Source organism: Enterobacter sp. JH25 (assembly GCF_021725435.1).
Classification (GTDB): domain Bacteria; phylum Pseudomonadota; class Gammaproteobacteria; order Enterobacterales; family Enterobacteriaceae; genus Enterobacter; species Enterobacter intestinihominis.
The window spans coordinates 914,018-932,011 of record NZ_CP091319.1; the positions used below are offsets into that span (position 1 = coordinate 914,018).

General features: G+C 48.1%; 17 protein-coding genes and 1 tRNA gene. 13 read left to right on the forward strand and 5 right to left on the reverse strand.

Annotation, left to right across the window (positions count from 1 at the left end):
• Positions 1–10: 10 nt before the first annotated feature.
• Positions 11–1,468, reverse strand: coding sequence for a cytosol nonspecific dipeptidase (gene pepD, locus L2Y28_RS04340; RefSeq protein ID WP_022647147.1), 1,458 nt, complete (start codon positions 1,466–1,468; stop codon positions 11–13).
• Between the two features lie 258 nt (positions 1,469–1,726).
• On the opposite strand from pepD, the gene gpt reads away from it, so the two are divergent.
• The 3 genes from gpt to crl all read left to right on the forward strand — a co-directional run bounded on the left by gpt (position 1,727) and on the right by crl (position 3,992).
• Positions 1,727–2,185 carry a xanthine phosphoribosyltransferase gene (gpt, locus tag L2Y28_RS04345; RefSeq protein WP_003863205.1) on the forward strand — a complete coding sequence of 153 codons (459 nt, stop codon included), beginning with the start codon at positions 1,727–1,729 and terminating at the stop codon, positions 2,183–2,185.
• A 104-nt stretch (positions 2,186–2,289) separates the two neighbouring features.
• The gene (frsA, locus tag L2Y28_RS04350) at positions 2,290–3,534 is read left to right on the forward strand and encodes an esterase FrsA (protein ID WP_022647148.1); all 1,245 of its coding nucleotides are present in this window, start codon (positions 2,290–2,292) and stop codon (positions 3,532–3,534) included.
• A gap of 56 nt (positions 3,535–3,590) precedes the next feature.
• Positions 3,591–3,992, forward strand: a complete 402-nt coding sequence (gene crl / locus L2Y28_RS04355) for a sigma factor-binding protein Crl (RefSeq protein ID WP_022647149.1) — start codon at positions 3,591–3,593, stop codon at positions 3,990–3,992.
• Positions 3,993–4,123: 131 nt separating this feature from the next.
• Here the strand turns inward: crl and phoE are convergent, their stop codons facing one another.
• Positions 4,124–5,176, reverse strand: coding sequence for a phosphoporin PhoE (gene phoE / locus L2Y28_RS04360; RefSeq protein ID WP_022647150.1), 1,053 nt, complete (start codon positions 5,174–5,176; stop codon positions 4,124–4,126).
• Between the two features lie 305 nt (positions 5,177–5,481).
• Between phoE and proB the strand changes: the two genes are divergently transcribed.
• The 3 genes from proB to L2Y28_RS04375 all read left to right on the forward strand — a co-directional run bounded on the left by proB (position 5,482) and on the right by L2Y28_RS04375 (position 8,036).
• Entirely contained in the window at positions 5,482–6,585 is a 1,104-nt protein-coding gene (proB, locus tag L2Y28_RS04365) for a glutamate 5-kinase (protein ID WP_015571369.1), read from the forward strand.
• Positions 6,586–6,596: 11 nt separating this feature from the next.
• Entirely contained in the window at positions 6,597–7,850 is a 1,254-nt protein-coding gene (gene proA, locus L2Y28_RS04370) for a glutamate-5-semialdehyde dehydrogenase (RefSeq protein WP_022647151.1), read from the forward strand.
• A gap of 111 nt (positions 7,851–7,961) precedes the next feature.
• Positions 7,962–8,036: transfer RNA gene (locus L2Y28_RS04375), tRNA-Thr, on the forward strand.
• A 319-nt stretch (positions 8,037–8,355) separates the two neighbouring features.
• Here the strand turns inward: L2Y28_RS04375 and L2Y28_RS04380 are convergent.
• Both L2Y28_RS04380 and L2Y28_RS04385 read right to left on the reverse strand, forming a co-directional pair.
• The gene (locus L2Y28_RS04380; RefSeq protein WP_022647174.1) at positions 8,356–8,844 is read right to left on the reverse strand and encodes a hypothetical protein; all 489 of its coding nucleotides are present in this window, start codon (positions 8,842–8,844) and stop codon (positions 8,356–8,358) included.
• Positions 8,837–9,694, reverse strand: coding sequence for a winged helix-turn-helix domain-containing protein (locus tag L2Y28_RS04385; RefSeq protein ID WP_022647175.1), 858 nt, complete (start codon positions 9,692–9,694; stop codon positions 8,837–8,839). The genes L2Y28_RS04380 and L2Y28_RS04385 overlap by 8 nt, the downstream gene beginning before the upstream one ends.
• Before the next feature lie 421 nt (positions 9,695–10,115).
• Between L2Y28_RS04385 and L2Y28_RS04390 the strand changes: the two genes are divergently transcribed.
• The 7 genes from L2Y28_RS04390 (at position 10,116) to hha (ending at position 17,022) form a co-directional block, all read left to right on the forward strand.
• Positions 10,116–10,895, forward strand: coding sequence for an EAL domain-containing protein (locus L2Y28_RS04390; protein WP_022647176.1), 780 nt, complete (start codon positions 10,116–10,118; stop codon positions 10,893–10,895).
• A gap of 13 nt (positions 10,896–10,908) precedes the next feature.
• Entirely contained in the window at positions 10,909–11,496 is a 588-nt protein-coding gene (locus L2Y28_RS04395; protein WP_022647177.1) for a hypothetical protein, read from the forward strand.
• Positions 11,497–11,712: 216 nt separating this feature from the next.
• The gene (locus L2Y28_RS04400; RefSeq protein WP_022647178.1) at positions 11,713–12,261 is read left to right on the forward strand and encodes a fimbrial protein; all 549 of its coding nucleotides are present in this window, start codon (positions 11,713–11,715) and stop codon (positions 12,259–12,261) included.
• Positions 12,262–12,324: 63 nt separating this feature from the next.
• Positions 12,325–13,038 (forward strand): molecular chaperone, encoded by a 714-nt coding sequence (locus L2Y28_RS04405; protein WP_032621364.1) that lies wholly within the window; start codon positions 12,325–12,327, stop codon positions 13,036–13,038.
• Between the two features lie 24 nt (positions 13,039–13,062).
• A complete protein-coding gene (locus tag L2Y28_RS04410) occupies positions 13,063–15,648 on the forward strand; it encodes a fimbria/pilus outer membrane usher protein (protein ID WP_022647180.1) in 2,586 nt (861 codons plus the stop codon).
• A gap of 35 nt (positions 15,649–15,683) precedes the next feature.
• Positions 15,684–16,769 (forward strand): fimbrial protein, encoded by a 1,086-nt coding sequence (locus L2Y28_RS04415; protein WP_157843486.1) that lies wholly within the window; start codon positions 15,684–15,686, stop codon positions 16,767–16,769.
• A gap of 49 nt (positions 16,770–16,818) precedes the next feature.
• On the forward strand, positions 16,819–17,022 hold the full coding sequence (hha, locus tag L2Y28_RS04420; RefSeq protein WP_022647182.1) for a hemolysin expression modulator Hha: 204 nt from the start codon (positions 16,819–16,821) through the stop codon (positions 17,020–17,022).
• Between the two features lie 366 nt (positions 17,023–17,388).
• Here hha and L2Y28_RS04425 read toward each other — a convergent pair whose 3' ends face one another.
• The gene (locus tag L2Y28_RS04425) at positions 17,389–17,883 is read right to left on the reverse strand and encodes a DUF523 domain-containing protein (RefSeq protein ID WP_022647183.1); all 495 of its coding nucleotides are present in this window, start codon (positions 17,881–17,883) and stop codon (positions 17,389–17,391) included.
• Positions 17,884–17,994 lie beyond the last annotated feature (111 nt).

Sequence of the window (17,994 nt, forward strand, 5' to 3'; positions counted from 1 at the left end):
AAACGGCTTATTACTTAACAGGGATTGCTTTCAGCAGCTCAGTCAGCAGCGTCCAGTAGTGACCGACGCTTTCAATGTGAACCTGCTCATCCGGGGAGTGTGGCCCCGTGATGGTCGGCCCGATGGAGACCATGTCCATATCCGGATACGGTTTCTTGAACAGACCACATTCCAGACCCGCGTGAATAACCTGAATGTTCGGGGTGCTGTTGAACAGTCTCTGATAAGTTTCACGCACCAGTGCCATGACCGGAGAACTTGCATCCGGCTGCCAGCCAGGGTAGCTGCCTTTTGCAGACGTTTTCGCGCCCGCCAGGGTACCCAGAGATTTCAGCATGCTCACAACGTACTCTTTACCGCTGTCGATCAGGGAACGGATCAGGCAAATGATCTCTGCGCTGTCGTCGCCCATGGTCACTACGCCCACGTTCAGGGAGGTTTCAACCACGCCTTTTGCAACGTCAGAATTGCGGATCACGCCGTTTGGCGTTGCGTTCAGCAACTGGACGAACGTGTCACGAGACTGTGCGGTCAGCGCGGCTTTATCCGTTGTAACGGACTCCAGTACCACCGTCAGGTTTTTCTCTTTCTCAGACAGCTCGTTTTTCAGGATATCCAGATACAGGCTGGAGAGGTTTTTCAGTTCTTCCGCTTTCGCCGCAGGCACCGCCACGGTCGCAAAGGCTTCACGAGGGATCGCGTTACGCAGAGTGCCGCCGTTGAAGTCCACCAGACGCAGATCCAGTTCAGCGGCATGGCCCGCCAGGAAACGCGCCAGCAGTTTGTTGGCGTTGCCCAGGCCCAGGTGGATATCGCCGCCGGAGTGACCGCCTTTCAGCCCTTTCAGCGTCAGCTTAAAGGTCTCGAAACCGGCAGGAATCGCTTCGCGGGACAGCTGCAGGGTAGAGATGAAATCGATCCCGCCCGCGCAGCCCATGTAGATCTCACCTTCTTCTTCGGAGTCGGTGTTGATCAGAATGTCCGCTTGCAGCCAGTTTGCCTGGAGACCGAACGCGCCATCCATGCCCGCTTCTTCAGTCATGGTCAGCAGCACTTCCAGCGGACCGTGTTCAACGCTGTCGTCAGCCAGCACGGCCAGCGCGGAAGCCATACCAATACCGTTATCTGCGCCCAGGGTCGTGCCGCGCGCCTTCACCCACTCACCGTCGATGTACGGCTGAATCGGGTCTTTTGTGAAGTCGTGAACGGTGTCGTTGTTTTTCTGCGGAACCATGTCCAGGTGCGCCTGCAATACCACTGGCTTACGGTTTTCCATACCTGCGGTGGCAGGTTTGCGGATGAGAATATTGCCAACCTGGTCGCGCTCAGCGTGCAGACCTTTTTCCTTTGCCCAGCCCATAATATGTTCGGCAAGCTGTTCTTCGTGATAGGAAGGGTGCGGAATGGAGCAGATTTTGGCAAAAATATCCCACAGCGGCTGTGGAGATAATTGAGACAGTTCAGACACGATAGGTCTCCTTGTCGTTGCGCTGCAAAACAATGTTGCAGGTCACAGGGTTAGCAGGTTAATCGTTACCACAAGACGGGCTTGCGAGATGCATCTGAGAATACCACTTTCTCCCGTGGCTGGTAGCATTAAGCATGTAAAAACTCAGGCTCATGGCGCGTAACACTGGTTTTTAGTGCGTCAGATCTCTATAATCTCGCGCAACCTGGTTCACCCTCATTTTTTTAAGCCGTATATAAACAGGCTGGGACACTTCACATGAGCGAAAAATACGTCGTCACCTGGGACATGTTGCAGATTCACGCACGCAAACTGGCTGCGCGTCTGATGCCTTCCGAACAGTGGAAAGGCATTATTGCCGTCAGCCGTGGCGGTCTGGTACCGGGGGCGCTGCTGGCACGTGAGCTGGGTATTCGTCATGTCGATACCGTATGTATCTCCAGCTATGACCACGATAACCAGCGTGAGCTGAAAGTGCTGAAGCGCGCGGAAGGCGACGGTGAAGGCTTTATCGTTATCGACGATCTGGTGGACACCGGCGGTACCGCTGTGGCTATCCGCGAAATGTATCCAAAAGCGCACTTCGTCACTATCTTCGCGAAACCAGCGGGTCGTCCCCTGGTTGATGATTACGTCATTGATATCCCACAGGATACCTGGATTGAACAGCCATGGGATATGGGCGTGGTCTTCGTACCGCCTATCTCTGGCCGTTAATTTCAGTACGTAACTTTACACGCCCGGTTATGCCGGGCGTTGTTCTTTTTGGCCTGTCACGCGTTACAATGGTCTCCAAGTGATGTATCCATGGAGGCAACGCAATGGCGCAGGCGAATCTCACCGAAACTCTTTTCAAACCCCGTTTCAAGCATCCTGAAACCTCGACGCTGGTGCGTCGGTTTAATCCGGGGACCATGCCTGCTGTACAGTCAGCGCTAGATGGTAAAAACGTGCCCCACTGGTACCGCATGATTAATCGCCTGATGTGGATCTGGCGCGGTATCGATCCACGTGAAATCCTCGACGTGCAGGCGCGTATCGTGATGAGCGAGTCTGAGCGCACCGACAGCGATCTCTACGACACGGTGGTGGGCTACCGTGGCGGGAACTGGATCTACGAATGGTCAAAGCAGGCCATGCTCTGGCAGCAAAAAGCGAGCCAGGAAGAAGATGCCACTCTCAGCGGCAAACACTGGCTGCATGCGGCAAACCTTTACAGCATCGCTGCATACCCGCATCTGAAAGGAGACGAACTGGCGGAGCAGGCCCAGGCGCTGGCAAACCGGGCTTATGAAGAGGCCGCCCAGCGGCTGCCTGGCCGGATGCGTGAAATTGAGTTCGCCATTCCCGGCGGTAGCCCGGTGAGTGGATTCCTGCATATGCCGGAGGGGGAAGGCCCGTTCCCGACGGTTCTGATGTGCGGCGGCCTGGATTCGTTACAAATTGATTATTACAGCCTGTATGAGCGCTACTTTGCCCCAAACGGGATCGCCATGCTGACGCTCGATATGCCATCAATTGGTTTTTCATCCAAATGGAAACTTACGCAAGATTCCAGCCTGCTGCACCAGCATGCATTAAAAGCGCTGGAGAATATCCCCTGGGTTGACCATACCCGGGTAGGTGCGTTTGGCTTCCGCTTTGGCGCTAACGTCGCGGTACGGCTGGCCTACCTTGAATCTTCCCGCCTGAAGGCCGTCGCCTGTCTTGGCCCGGTAGTGCATGCACTGTTAAGCGAGCCTGCGCGTCAGGGTAGCGTTCCTGAAATGTATCTGGACGTGCTGGCGAGCCGACTTGGCATGCATGATGCTTCAGATGAAGCGTTGCGCATTGAACTTAATCGGTATTCATTAAAAACGCAGGGCTTGCTGGGCCGCCGTTGCCCAACCCCGATGATGTCCGGTTTCTGGAAGAACGATCCATTTAGCCCGGAAGAGGAGTCACGCTTAATCACCTCGTCATCTTCGGATGGCAAATTGCTGGAGGTACCCTTCAGCCCGGTGTACCAGAATTTTGACAAAGCGCTTAAAGAGATCACACGCTGGATCACGCAGAGATTGTGTTAATAGTTTGCTAAATTTCGTTGGTTTGGTAAAACAGTGCTTCACAAAAGGAGATCGCAATGACGTTACCGAGTGGACACCCGAAAAGTAGACTGATTAAGAAGTTCATGGCTCTTGGCCCGTATATTCGAGAAGAGCAGTGTGAAGAGAATCGCTTTTTTTTCGACTGCCTGGCTGTTTGCGTCAACGTGAAGCCTGCACCCGAAAAACGTGAGTTCTGGGGCTGGTGGATGGAAATGGAAGCACAGGAAAACCGTTTTACCTATAGCTATCAGTTTGGCCTGTTTAATAAAGACGGGCACTGGCAGGCGACGAGCATCAAAGATCAGGAAGTGATCGATCGCCTGGAGCATACGCTAAAAGAATTTCACGGCAGAGCTCGCGACCTGCTGGCAACGCTGGATCTGAAGCTGGAGCCTGCGGACGATTTTTCCAGCGAAGCGGTGAAACTGAGAGCCTGATGATGTCACAGCGCCGGGTGGCGGCTACGCCTTACCCGGCCTAAAAACGTATTACTCCCCAGGTCCGGTAAGCACAGCGTCACCGGGCACAAAAAAACCGGCTCAGCGCCGGTTTTTTTATTACCACAACCTCAGAACTGGTAGGTCATGCCCAGCGCAACGATATCATCGCTGCTTACGCCCAGTTTATTATCGTCATCGATCTGGTTGATTTTATAATCAACAAACGCAGACATGTTTTTGTTGAAATAATAGGTTGCACCTACATCGATGTATTTCACGATATCTTCATCGCCGATGCCTTCGATATCTTTGCCTTTAGACTGCACGTAACCCAGAGATGGGCGCAGACCAAAGTCAAACTGATATTGCGCAACCACTTCGAAGTTTTGCGCTTTATTTGCAAAACCACCGGAAATAGGGGCCATATTGCGGGTTTCAGAATAGAGAGTGGCCAGATATATATCGTTGGCATCATATTTCAGACCGGTCGCCCAGCCTTCTGCTTTTTTACCTTCGCCGCGTGCCTGAAGGTTTTGCTCATTGGTGCGATCGGAGCTGGCATACGCACCAATCACAGAGAAATCGCTGCCGCCGAAGTCATAGCTCAGGGAGGTACCGAAGCCGTCACCGTTTTGCTTCTTCACGTCGCGGTTTTCATTTTTACCCTGGTATTGCAGGGTCATATTAAGACCGTCAACCATGCCAAAGAAATCGGTATTACGGTATGTAGCCAGACCGGAAGCGCGTTTCGTCATGAAATTATCGGTCTGCGCCAGGCCGTCACCGCCGAACTCCGGGAACATATCGGTGTATGCGGCGACGTCATACAGCGCACCCAGGTTACGACCGTAATCAAAAGAACCAAAATCTTTCAGTTTAATACCCGCAAATGCCAGGCGCGTTTTTTGAGAAGAGTCGCTTTCTGCTTTGTTACCCGCGAACTCTGCTTCCCAACGTCCGTAGCCCGTCAGCTGATCGTTAATCTGCGTTTCACCCTTAAAGCCAAAACGAACGTAAGTCTGGTCACCATCCTTCGCGTCATCATCACTGAGGTAGTGCATTGCTTTTACTTTGCCGTACACGTCCAGTTTATTACCGTTTTTATTATAAACTTCTGCTGCGTGAACAGATGTGGATGCAACTACGCCCATTACCACTAATGCCAGAGTGCTCTTTTTCATTTTCAATCCTGATTTTATAAAAACGCGCTAATATTCGCTGAGCAATAAGATTCAACTTATTACCCCGTGAAAAACAGGAAGGGTTTTATCGTTAGTGGGTGAACGTTTTATGACAAAGTAAGAATATGTCTAAAAAAGTATGTTTTAATTTTTCGGTAATAAAATTGTCAAAATCTGCCGCTACGCTTCCTGATCCCGCGCAACAAAGTGACGGGTGATGTGCTAAGGCAGTTGGCAACGGGGCTGACACCTGTTAAAACGTCTGACTGACATCATTTTCCCTTATTGTTGAACGGCAGAGAATCATGAGTGACAGCCAGACGCTGGTGGTAAAACTCGGTACCAGTGTGTTAACAGGCGGATCGCGCCGCCTTAATCGTGCCCATATCGTTGAGCTTGTACGTCAGTGCGCTCAGTTGCATGCCGCAGGGCATCGTATTGTGATTGTGACCTCCGGGGCGATTGCCGCCGGGCGTGAACACCTGGGCTACCCCGAACTCCCCGCGACGATCGCCTCCAAACAGCTGCTGGCCGCCGTAGGACAAAGCCGACTCATACAGCTCTGGGAACAACTGTTCTCCATTTATGGCATTCACGTCGGGCAGATGCTGCTGACGCGTGCGGATATGGAAGACAGAGAACGTTTCCTGAACGCCCGCGATACGCTGCGCGCACTGCTGGATAACCATATCGTTCCGGTCATCAATGAAAACGACGCTGTTGCCACCGCTGAAATCAAAGTAGGCGACAACGATAACCTCTCTGCGCTGGCGGCGATCCTGGCAGGGGCCGATAAGCTGCTGCTTCTGACCGATCAGCAGGGGCTGTTTACCGCTGACCCGCGTTCCAATCCACAGGCAGAACTGATCAAAGACGTTCACGGCATTGACGATGCGCTGCGTGCCATTGCGGGAGACAGTGTTTCTGGTCTTGGGACAGGCGGTATGGGCACCAAGCTCCAGGCCGCGGACGTGGCGTGCCGTGCCGGTATCGACACCATCATTGCCGCGGGCAGCCGTCCGGGCGTGATAGGTGATGTGATGGAAGGCATCTCTGTGGGCACACGCTTCCACGCCCAGGCGTCCCCGCTGGAAAACCGCAAACGCTGGATCTTTGGCGCGCCCCCGGCTGGTGAATTGACCGTGGATGAAGGCGCGACCGCCGCTATTCTGGAAAGAGGAAGCTCATTACTTCCAAAAGGAATTAAAAGCGTGACAGGTAACTTCTCGCGTGGTGAAGTGATCCGAATCCGTAACCTTGAAGGTCGCGACATCGCTCATGGCGTCAGTCGTTATAACAGCGACGCGCTGCGTCGGATTGCTGGCCACCATTCCCAGCAGATCGACGCCATCCTGGGCTATGAATATGGCCCGGTTGCCGTGCATCGCGACGACATGATTATTCGTTAAGGAGCCAGAACATGCTGGAACAAATGGGCGCAGCCGCGAAAGCCGCCTCGTATAAACTGGCGCTCCTTTCCAGCCGCGAGAAAAACCGCGTGCTGGAAAAAATCGCTGATTATCTGGAATCCCAGTCGCAGGAAATTTTGCTCGCCAACGAGCAGGATCTGCTGGAAGCGCGTCGCAACGGCTTGAGCGAAGCGATGCTCGACCGTCTGGCATTGACCCCGGCGCGTCTGAAAGGTATCGCCGACGACGTCCGTCAGGTGTGCAACCTCGCCGACCCGGTAGGGCAGGTGATTGACGGTGGGGTGCTCGACAGCGGGTTACGCCTTGAGCGTCGTCGTGTGCCACTCGGCGTCATCGGTGTGATTTACGAAGCGCGTCCAAACGTGACGGTGGATGTTGCCTCCCTGTGCCTGAAAACCGGTAACGCCGCTATCCTGCGTGGCGGGAAAGAGACCTGGCGCACCAACGCCGCCACGGTGAACGTCATTCAGCAGGCGCTGGAGGAGTGCGGCTTACCGGCGGCTGCCGTGCAGGCGATTGAAAGCCCCGACCGCGCGCTGGTCAACGAGATGCTGCGCATGGACAAACACATCGACATGCTCATCCCACGCGGCGGCGCGGGCCTGCACAAGCTGTGCCGTGAGCATTCCACCATTCCGGTCATTACCGGCGGTATCGGCGTATGCCATATCGTGGTGGATGACACCGCGGAGATCGAACCTGCGCTGAAGATTATCGTCAACGCTAAAACTCAGCGTCCAAGCACCTGCAATACGGTGGAAACGCTGCTGGTGCATCAGGGCATCGCCAGTACCTTCCTGCCAGCGCTGAGCAAGCAGATGGCGGAAAGTGGCGTTACGCTGCATGCGGACGAGAAGGCTCTCGCCCTGCTGAAAGACGGTCCGGCAAAGGTCGTTCCGGTTAACGCGGAGCAGTACGACGATGAGTATTTGTCGCTGGATCTGAACGTGAAGGTAGTTGCGGATCTCGATGATGCTATTGCGCACATTCGTGAACACGGAACCCAGCATTCTGATGCGATCCTGACGCGCACCCTGCGCAATGCCGATCGTTTTGTGAATGAAGTGGATTCGTCTGCGGTTTACGTGAATGCCTCGACGCGCTTCACCGATGGCGGCCAGTTTGGTCTGGGTGCAGAGGTGGCTGTGAGCACTCAGAAGCTGCATGCCCGCGGTCCGATGGGGCTGGAAGCGCTTACCACCTACAAGTGGATCGGCTTCGGTGATGATACCATTCGTGCGTAAATAATCGCGGGTGATGCAAAAATAGCCGTTTGATTCAAAAGGGCATTGACGCATCACCCGGTTAGATCTACTCTTTTGCCCCGTGGTTACGCTCGTAACCGGTCTCTCAGGGCCGATATAGCTCAGTTGGTAGAGCAGCGCATTCGTAATGCGAAGGTCGTAGGTTCGACTCCTATTATCGCACCATTTCAACTTCTCCCGCTATCTCTTTTCGGATTCGTTTGGTTGCAATCTGAAGTTCTATTTAAACGCCTAATCATTTTGGTTTGTCTCCCCGCCTGGTTTGTTATCCGTTCTGTTGTGAACAGGTCGAGAATAACGGCAAGATATGCACAGTGTATTTAGCACAGACATACGTTACGTCGTACCGCAAAGTTATGGAGCAGGACCAGTTGACCGGATTCTGGTTTGAACTCTGCCGTGAGATGTGCATATCACCAACGTTAAGATGGTCGTCCGAAAATCACCTTATTTCATTTTGAACCGATTAAAGGGATATAAAATTTTATCTTTTTTTCACACAAATAAATAAAGGAAGAGGAACATCGCCAAAAACAAAGGTATTGAGATATCTTCGAACGGTAAGCCTGTTGTTTTCCAGATCAAACATATCGAAAAGCAGCCCAGAGGCCTCTGTCTCGGTCATGCTGTCCCCGGGGTGAGCTGTTGTCTTCATATCACTCAGGTAAAAATCGCTTTTGTTTCTGCTCAGGACCGTGAATGTTATATCCCGATTAACGAGATGCGTATTGATGGGGGAAGGCTGTCTTGCTGATACCGAAGTACCAAAGATACTGATAATACTTTCAGTACCCGGTCGTATCACCACACTGATGGTTCCATTAAAGAGAAACTCTTGATCGCCCGGTGAATTCATTTGTAAGGTTCCAGAGCAGTTAACATTGCCACTTTTAGTCATGTTACTGATAGTGACAAGGATGCCTGAGAAAAACACAAATAAAGTAATTGTTAATAATTTATATTTTTTATTCATGGCTATATACGCTCTTGCAACTGGATAACTTTTTCTTGTTGCCAGCCTGATAACTGCATCTGCTGATGAATAAACGTCCTGCTTCATCAAAAATCAGGCTGTCTTCCTGCTGAGAGATATAAAAGCTTCCTGGGAGGCAAGGTATTGATTCTCTGGCTATCTTTTCAGTTAAGGTGAGTCTCACGGGGAGCAGTTCATGCGCACTTCTGAAAAACATATATACAGGGCAGCTGTCAATCGTACCGACCTGGTATACCCTGGATACTTTCATCTCATTAGTTTTAAGCTGAATATGATAACAAATAAGTAAGAACATGATTAATGACAATGCATTAAGGCCATGAAACCATACTAATCTTTTACTGTTTTTTGTAATGGAAGTCGTACTGTCCTCTTCAGTGCCTGTATCTGTATTAGTCTCTGTAAGAGACATCCCCTGTTCGACCGTGTCAGCTAGAAAATCATCACTGAATGAACGGGTATCCGGAAGCAACAGGTCTTGTTTTTCTGCTCCGGGTTCGATCATTTTCACTTCTACATCTTTGTTCATCACAAAACCGGTACGTGGAATAGTGATGATGATATCGGCTGTTTCACCAAGTAACTGAAAATTTTTTCTAATCAACGATACATATTGTGTAAGTGTATTGTTGGACGCTTTATAACCGTACTCATCCCATACGCAATTGAGGATTTCTTCACGGGTTAAAGTTGACCCCTGATATCTGATAAACAAAGACAGCAACCTTGAGGCCGTTGCTGGAAGAAGGATCGAGTCATAACTCTTACAGTTAGTTAAAGAACACTGAGCGTCATCATAAACAATATTCTCATTGAAAATATAGAGCATAACCCGTCCTTATCCTTCAGGTCTTACCTGCGGCACTTTTACCTGTATGAAATAGTGAAACTGATTTTGGCGCTGAGTTTAGCATATTAAACATATCTGTCACGCGAATATGATAGTGTTTTGTTATTTACAATAACTATCATATCAAAATTTAGAATTGTCCTTCCGACATGAATGTTTTATATACATTCTGATAGTTCGTAAAACTCTCTCAATGATGAGCCTTATTTCTATATAAAAGAATAAAAAAATTAATATTGCACATATACTCAGATGAATCATCTGATATTTATATATTTTGCAATATATTATATAAAAAATTAGAAGTCAGAGTTATGATTGTTTCATTGCAGACGGACACGCTGAAGCAAACGAAAGTAAGGATAAACACTGCGATACAGATAAAAGAAGGGTATGAAACATGCTGATAATGAATGATACACTTGAAAAGAAATGTTCTTACAATTGTGAAATGGATGTTACGCCTTTCCTTCAGCCTGTTATTAATACTTATGATAACTGTATCGTGGGAGCAGAAATCCTCTGTAGAGTAAAAACAAAAAAAGGATACATACTGAATCAGCTGCATATCGAAGAGCTTGAGGTTCCTGAGCGTGCAGATTTTTATGCAAGAGAGCTTTTATTGAAAACGGCAGAACTGTTAAGGAAAAATGACGGCGCAGGCGAAATTCCATCGGGCTTTGTTTTTTCTCTGAATATCACCTGTGGTCAGATAAGTTCTCAAACTATCAGAAATGCGGTGGTGAGGTTTAAGAGTTATTTCAAAACAGACGTGGTGATCCTGCTTGAGATAGTGGAAAGAAATATTAATGATGCGACCAGTGATATTCTGAATGCAATCACATTCTATAATTCTATCGGAGTGAAGTTCGCTATTGATGATGCTGGGATAAACACTGCTGCAATGAAATTTTTTGGCGTAAGTAATGTTTCAATTCTAAAACTGGATCGCTCGGTTACGCAGATAAAAGAGAACTTTGAACTAATTTACCGGAAGTTAATTGATGGCATCGTAAAGGTATCTTCGCTGTGCGGGGTGCATATTGTTGCGGAAGGAGTGGAAAATCAACATCAAAAAGAAGCTCTGGAAAAGGCTGGCATCATACATATGCAAGGGTATTTTTTTTCACGACCTTTATCCGTAGCTGCTTTTTGTGATTTTATAAAACACTACCGCTGACAGGACGGATACCATGACAGTAAAAAAAACAGTTTTTATCATCTCCGATGATTATTTTTACCTTAATGGGTTGGGGTTTTTATTAAAGAATGAAAATAATCTAAATGTTTTTTGTCATTATGTAGATCAAAACCAGCAGGAATGTTTTTCTGATGGTATTCCTTTTGAAAACTATAATGAAAAAAGCATCATTATACTGGCAGTGGATGACTTGAACCTCATCAGGAATTTCGCTGCGCGTTTTAGAACTAATATTGTCTTTTCTCTGAGAACCCTCGGCAAAAGAGAAATGGCGCTTTGTTATAAAGGTTTTCTGGTAATTAACAGATGCCTTTCATCATGGCGGATGTTAGATGTAATTAAGAAGTACGGGAGGGTAAGTTTTATGCCTGGCATATCTCTTACCCAAAAAGAGGAACAGGTGATTTTCAACTATTTTAACTTAACCGGTGCCCAGTTTAGTTCCTTTAAGTATAAAACTGGGGTTAAGAAAATTAGTCATTATAAACGTTCTGCTTATCAGAAAATGTTGGTTAATGGTGATGGGGAAGCTCATTTTGTAGTGAAAGCATTAAGTGAAATTAGAACAGGGATGCTATAACCGCTGTCCCATGGTTTACCTCTGTTTGTTTATTGCCAAAATTCATTTGTTTGAACAGATGAAGTGCTTAATACTGAAAGTTAATAACTCAACGCTTTATGTTTTTTTGTAGTGCCTGGTGATTTTCACCATTCTAAGTAAGTGGTTTGATAAGGATATTTTCACATCTCCTTATTACAACTCTATCGTGTATAAATATGATCTAAGGATATAGACATGAAAAAAAGTGCTATTGCATTAACGCTGTTTGCTGTTCTGGGTGCAACTGTAAGCTCTGCGAACGCTGCATCGACAGGAACCATTACTTTTAATGGTGAACTGACTGCCACTACCTGTGATGCCGTTGTTGATAACCAGGCTGCGAATGCAACGGTTGTCCTGCCAACAGTAGGAACCAACCAGTTGGTAAATCTGGGTGAGACTGCGGGGCGTACGGGCTTTAATATCGCGCTGACTAACTGCCAGGGTACTCTTAAAACCGCGTCTGCGTTCTTTGAAGCGGGTCCGACCGTGGATTTAGCCAGCGGACATCTTCTGAATAAGGGCGGGTCGGCAACGAATGTCAGCCTGCAGCTGCGTGATGAGTCCTCTGCTACTGGAGATGTCATTGTGGCGGGTAACGGCAATCAGGCTGCCAACACAACTTATGTTGATGTTTCATCCGGCAGTGCAAATCTGCCTTATTCAGTTGAGTATTTTGCTGATGCTGCAACCACTGCCGGGACAGTTATCAGCCAGGTGGTTTACTCCATTCAGTACATGTAATTCAACGTACTTTATTAATCAGGGGGGCTTCGGCCCCCTTTCAGAGAGAGTGGAATTATGCCTATGCAGCGGAAGCATACCTTTTTTTTTATTCAGACACTGAGTTCACTATGCATACTTTTTCTGGTGCTGCTTAGCGCGCCCGTGAAAGCCAGTATTGTTATTACCGGTACCCGGGTGATTTACTCTCAGGGCGAGCGCTCTGTCAGTGTGAAACTTAATAATAATGGTAAATCCCCCGTACTTATCCAGAGCTGGATTGATGATGGCGTTATGGGCAAATCACCAGATACCAGCACTGCCCCCTTTATTGTGACGCCACCGATAAACCGTGTTGATCCCGGCAAAGGTCAGACACTACAGATCAGTTTTACCGGAAAACAGCTTCCTTCTGATAAAGAGTCAGTATTCTGGCTTAACGTGCTTGAAGTGCCAGCACGTAACAGTGCAAAGAAAGATGATAATTTTTTACAAATCGCTTTTCGTACCCGGATAAAACTTTTTTATCGGCCGCAGGCGCTTCAGGGGAAATCCATTGAAGCTCCGGATAAGCTCGAATGGAAAACCGTAGACGGGAAATTACAGGCCATCAATAAAACGCCCTGGAATGTATCTATTTCTGGCGTAAAAGCGAATGGAAAAAAGACCGAAGGGAAAATGATAGCACCTTTTGATGCTGAGTCGTTTCCGTTGCAGGTAAGGCATGGACAAACGATTCACTTTGACGCCGTCAATGATTATGGCGCAGTCACTGCGAAATCTGCTGCTGTTCAATAACGTCTGTTTGACAGAGAATATAACGTGAAAAACCATAATAAATATTTCCGCAAGAGCTTTCTTGCAGCAGCTGTTGCGGGTTTTTGCAGTATATCGCATTCAACTGAAGCAATGGAATACACAGGAGCGCAGCCTGAGAATCCTCTGTCAGAAGTGATACCTGACCCCGGGACCGGGGACGTTGAATTTATCAGTGATGTACTGATGTTACAAAACAATCAACCCGTCGATATCAGCCGCTTTTCAAAGCGCGGTTTTCTTTTACCCGGGAAATATTATGCCTCTATTCGGGTAAATGGGAGTGAAGTAGGGAATGAAAATATCGAGATTAAAACCCGGGCGGATAACTCTGGTTATGTCTGTATAACGCCGGAATTACTGAAAGCGATCCCTCTGGCCTGGGAAAGAATCAATGAGACCGACACAGTGCGACAGCCAAATTCTGATGGCTGCACCGAGATCTTATCTGGCATCCCGAATGCCAGGGTCGAATTCGATGCCGGTGAGCAGGTACTGGATATTACGTTGCCGCAAAAATATGTCCATCGCTCTGCGCGTGGTTTCGTGAACCCGGAACTCTGGGATAGCGGTATACCAGCAGCATTTCTCAGCTATGGCCTCAACGCCTGGACAAGTCAGTCCAGTCATTACGATTATAAATCGTTGTTTGCCTCGCTAAATACCGGATTTAATCTTGGTGCATGGTATTTCCGTCATAATGGCTCTTATTCCTGGTCAGATGACGGGAAAAAGGATTATCAGTCTCTGAACTCGTATGCGCAGCGGGATATTCCGTTCATTAAAGGCCGCTTACTTGTCGGCCAGTCTAATACTACAGGCAGGGTTTTTGACTCACTGCCCTTTTCCGGTATGCAAATTGCCAGTGATGAGCGCATGTATCCGGCTTCGCTGCGGGGTTATGCACCTGAAATCAGGGGGATGGCCAGAACGAATGCGAAAGTCACTGTACGCCAGAACAGCGCCATTATTTACGAAACTACCGTGTCCCCGGGTGAATTCGTCATTAACGATCTTTATCCGACAGGATTTGGTGGTGACCTGACAGTGACCGTCCGGGAGGCAGATGGCAATGAAAACTTTTTTCTGGTCCCATATACCGCGATGCCCCAGCTCATTAGACCGGGGTCGTACCGCTATTCCTTTACGGCGGGTAAATTACGCCAGCTCAACCTTAGAGATAAACCAGAGTTTTATGAGGCAACCTGGCAGCACGGCCTGACAAATTACCTGACGGGCTATACTGGCTGGCAACAAAGCGACGGTTATTATGCTGCTCAGGCAGGTATGGCATTAGGAACGCAGGCCGGGGCGATTTCTCTGGATATCACCCAGTCGCACGCTTCTTTCGCGGGCAACCCGAACGGTCAGGAGTATAGCCATAAAACGTCATCCGGACAGAGCTACAGACTCAGCTATTCAAAATTAATCCCCCGGACGGGTACCAATCTGACGCTGGCAACCTATCGTTTTTCAACTCAGGGCTATTACGATCTGGCAACAGCCATGATGACAAAAGATCTGCTGGCGCGTGGTTACGCTGAACAGCGTCTGAAACGTTCCAAAAGCCGCTATACCCTGACTGCCAGTCAGTCTCTTCCAGCAGGTCTGGGACAGTTCTATTCAAGTGCGTCATTACAGAATTACTGGAACAGTAAGGATACCGATAAACAATTCCAGGTCGGTTACAGTAATAGCTGGAATTCAGTCACTTACGGATTGAATGTCAACCGGACATACACCTGGTACGGCAAAAGCGATACCAGCTGGCTTCTGTCCCTCAGCTTCCCTCTCGGTACTGCCGGAGATACACACGTTCCATCCGCGCGTCTGGAAACAGGGCGCAACAATGATGGTTCATGGTCTGAGGCGGCCTCCCTGTCCGGAACTGCCGGCGAAGACAACCAGTACAACTATGGGGTAACAGCCCGCAATACCAGCGGCGCAACCGGCAGCAGCTTGTATGTTAACGGGCAGTGGCGGACACCATATACGTACCTTAATGGCAGCAGCAGCGTTGGTAATCATTACCAGAGCCAGTCATTTGGTGCGAATGGGTCCGTGATCCTGCATTCCGGTGGCGCAACGCTCAGCCCTTACACCTCAGATACCTGGGCGTTGATTGAAGCCAGAGGAGCCGAAGGTGCCCGGGTTTCCTCTTACCCTGGTATCCGCATTGATAATGCCGGTTATGCCGCAGTGCCTTATCTGAATGCGTATGAACTGAATGAAGTGGCCATCGATCCAAAGGATGCGACAAACAATGTCGGTTTTGAGAGCACGTCACGTAAGGTAGCCCCCTACGCCGGTGCCATTGTAAAGGTTCAATATCATACGCAGACAGGGGTCCCCGTACTGATTTCTGCCCGATGGAAAGGAGAACCAGCCCCCTTCGGCGCGGATATCAACAATGAGAAAGGTAATTATATTGCGACCGTCGGCCAGGCCGGGCAGATATTTGTTCGCCTTGAGCCAGGCACTCATATTCTCAAACTGAAGGCCGGTCATCAGGGTGAATGTAAAATGAAAGTCATCGTTTCCGAAGAAGATTCAGCAATTAATATGAAGAAAGAGGTCCTGGAATGTTACTGAATGCGGTAGGGTTTCTGTCACGCAGTAGCATGAGAATGCTACTTGCTATTTTATTTTTCATCATGGTGAATTTCCCATTGGCAGCATTGGCAGCCCCTGTTTGCGATAATGCCAATATTGGGCACAAGGAGCTAGTATTGCGTGGAAGTAGTATTTCGCCTGGTGTGGACTTGTCATCTATCACCATAGTATCAGGTGGTGGTTTTGGCCCGGATGATATTGCAGGTCCACCTCCTACCAATTATCAATGTCACACAACCAGTGGAGACAATGAAGATTATCTTTTAGAGATTTTTCTTGAGCCATTGAGTTCATATGGTAGTTCTTATTATTTAAATTTTGGGGTGTCAGGGATTTACAGTAGTGTCGTTGCAATAAATGCTCCAGCATTTGGGATCGGATTCACTCCAGGTCCATTTTCCCGACCTGGTATGGGGATGACTACGGTTCGTACAGTATTTTTTAACAAAAGCGGTAGTATTGATACTGGCTTATTTGGTGGTATTTATTATATATCATTAGTTAATGGCTCTCTGTTACAGCCAGGAGTTTTATCGGGGAGTGACCTGCCCACCTTCGGCATATACGGCATGATTTTTAAGAATGATGGAACAGTCTATGACGGAAAGAAAATATTGATGGGGTCTTTATCTTTTAGCGGTTCAGTAAATATTATTCCGTTTACATGCCAGACACCTGATGTTGTCGTGCCAATGGGAAAATACAAGACGACAGATTTTACCGGCGTGGGAAGTACCAGTCAGTGGGTGGATTTCAATATTGAATTAGATAACTGCCCGGGGAATTATCCAGGATATTATCAGGCTAAAAACCAAATGAGTTTATTGATTAATCCCGTTTATGGCAATCCGACCCCTGATTCATTCAGTCTCAAATCAGGTACTGGCAGCGCAACGGGGATAGATATGCAGGTCAGAAAGCAAAATGATACCAGCATGATAACAATGGGAACAGGTTTTGACCCCCTGGGCCCCGTCACCGGAAATACAGGCGTTAAGCAATTACGCATCCCTCTGCAGGCCAGATATATACAGTCAGGCGGGCAGGTGACTCCTGGTTTGGCGGAGTCAGCGCTAACGTTCACAATAAATTATTATTAGTATGATAAATAATAATTTTTCTCTCATCCATTGAAATTAAAGAGTCGATATGACCAGGCAGGAATGGCTTTTGCAACTAAGACGATGTACTTCAAAAGATACGTTAGAAAAAGTGATAGATAAAAACACATATTCTCTTTCCAGTGATGAGCTGGAAACATTTAATTCAGCGGTTGATCATCGACTGGCCGAACTGACAATGGGGAAACTTTACGACAAGGTACCTCCGGAAGTGTGGAAATTTGTGAAATAAAATGCGGGCGTGGCAGGTAGCACAGCGCCTGCGTGACGTTATGTTATGTCAAACCTGACGGCTGGAAGAAGAGTAACCTTCTCGTCGTCAGGTGGGCTGAATGCTCCATGCACGTTAAATTTTATGATGTTATTGGCCATCCGCAGATAATCACTAGAAAGGTAACAGGATGGCTGAGATGATCATATTTTTAGCAATTTTCATGTGTCTATCCCTGATCTCATCGACATTTCCGCGCTAACGTTTCACCAAATCGATTGCTGCTTAAAATTAATGAGATTCAGAAAGGTTTTGTGAAGCGTGTTTTTCTCAAAAAATGACATAAACGGATTAAGTGAGTTTTGTCCGTAGCTATTTAAAAAGAACTCACTTTTCTTTTTCATCAATCCAGGCAATCAGATCGGCGAGCCTCTTCTCAGAAAATACGGCTATACCATGTTTGGAGAGTAGCGATGCAGCGACACCCATTCCTGACTTACGCTGGCCGCTGAATGAACCGTCATAGATAAATTGACTACCGCATGTTGGGCTGTCGTCGGTTAATAGCGCCGCGGTACAATCTGACTCCTGAGCGGTACGAAGCGCTAATCTGGCGGCGAGCTGATATTGTTCAGTGACATCCTGCCCATTAATTTCAATTATTCTGACCTGCGCCAGCAATGTATCTTTAATTTCAGCAGAAATAATTTCAGCCGGAGGACGGGGCACTGATAAACCGGCGGCCAGTTCTGGACAGAAGATCACAAGGCGTCCTTCTTTCTGCCAGCGCTGCAACTGATCTGACATCTGTGCTTTCTCGCTTCCGTCATAACGTACTTTGAGTCCCGTCAGGCATGCACTTACCAGTATTTTATTGATCATCGTTATCTAATATGACGTAACCCGTATAGCTGTATGTTAACACATTACTTGTATATATCTGTCTCTTAGCGGGGGAATGCTGCGCTGTATCTTTAGACTGATTGAGAAAAA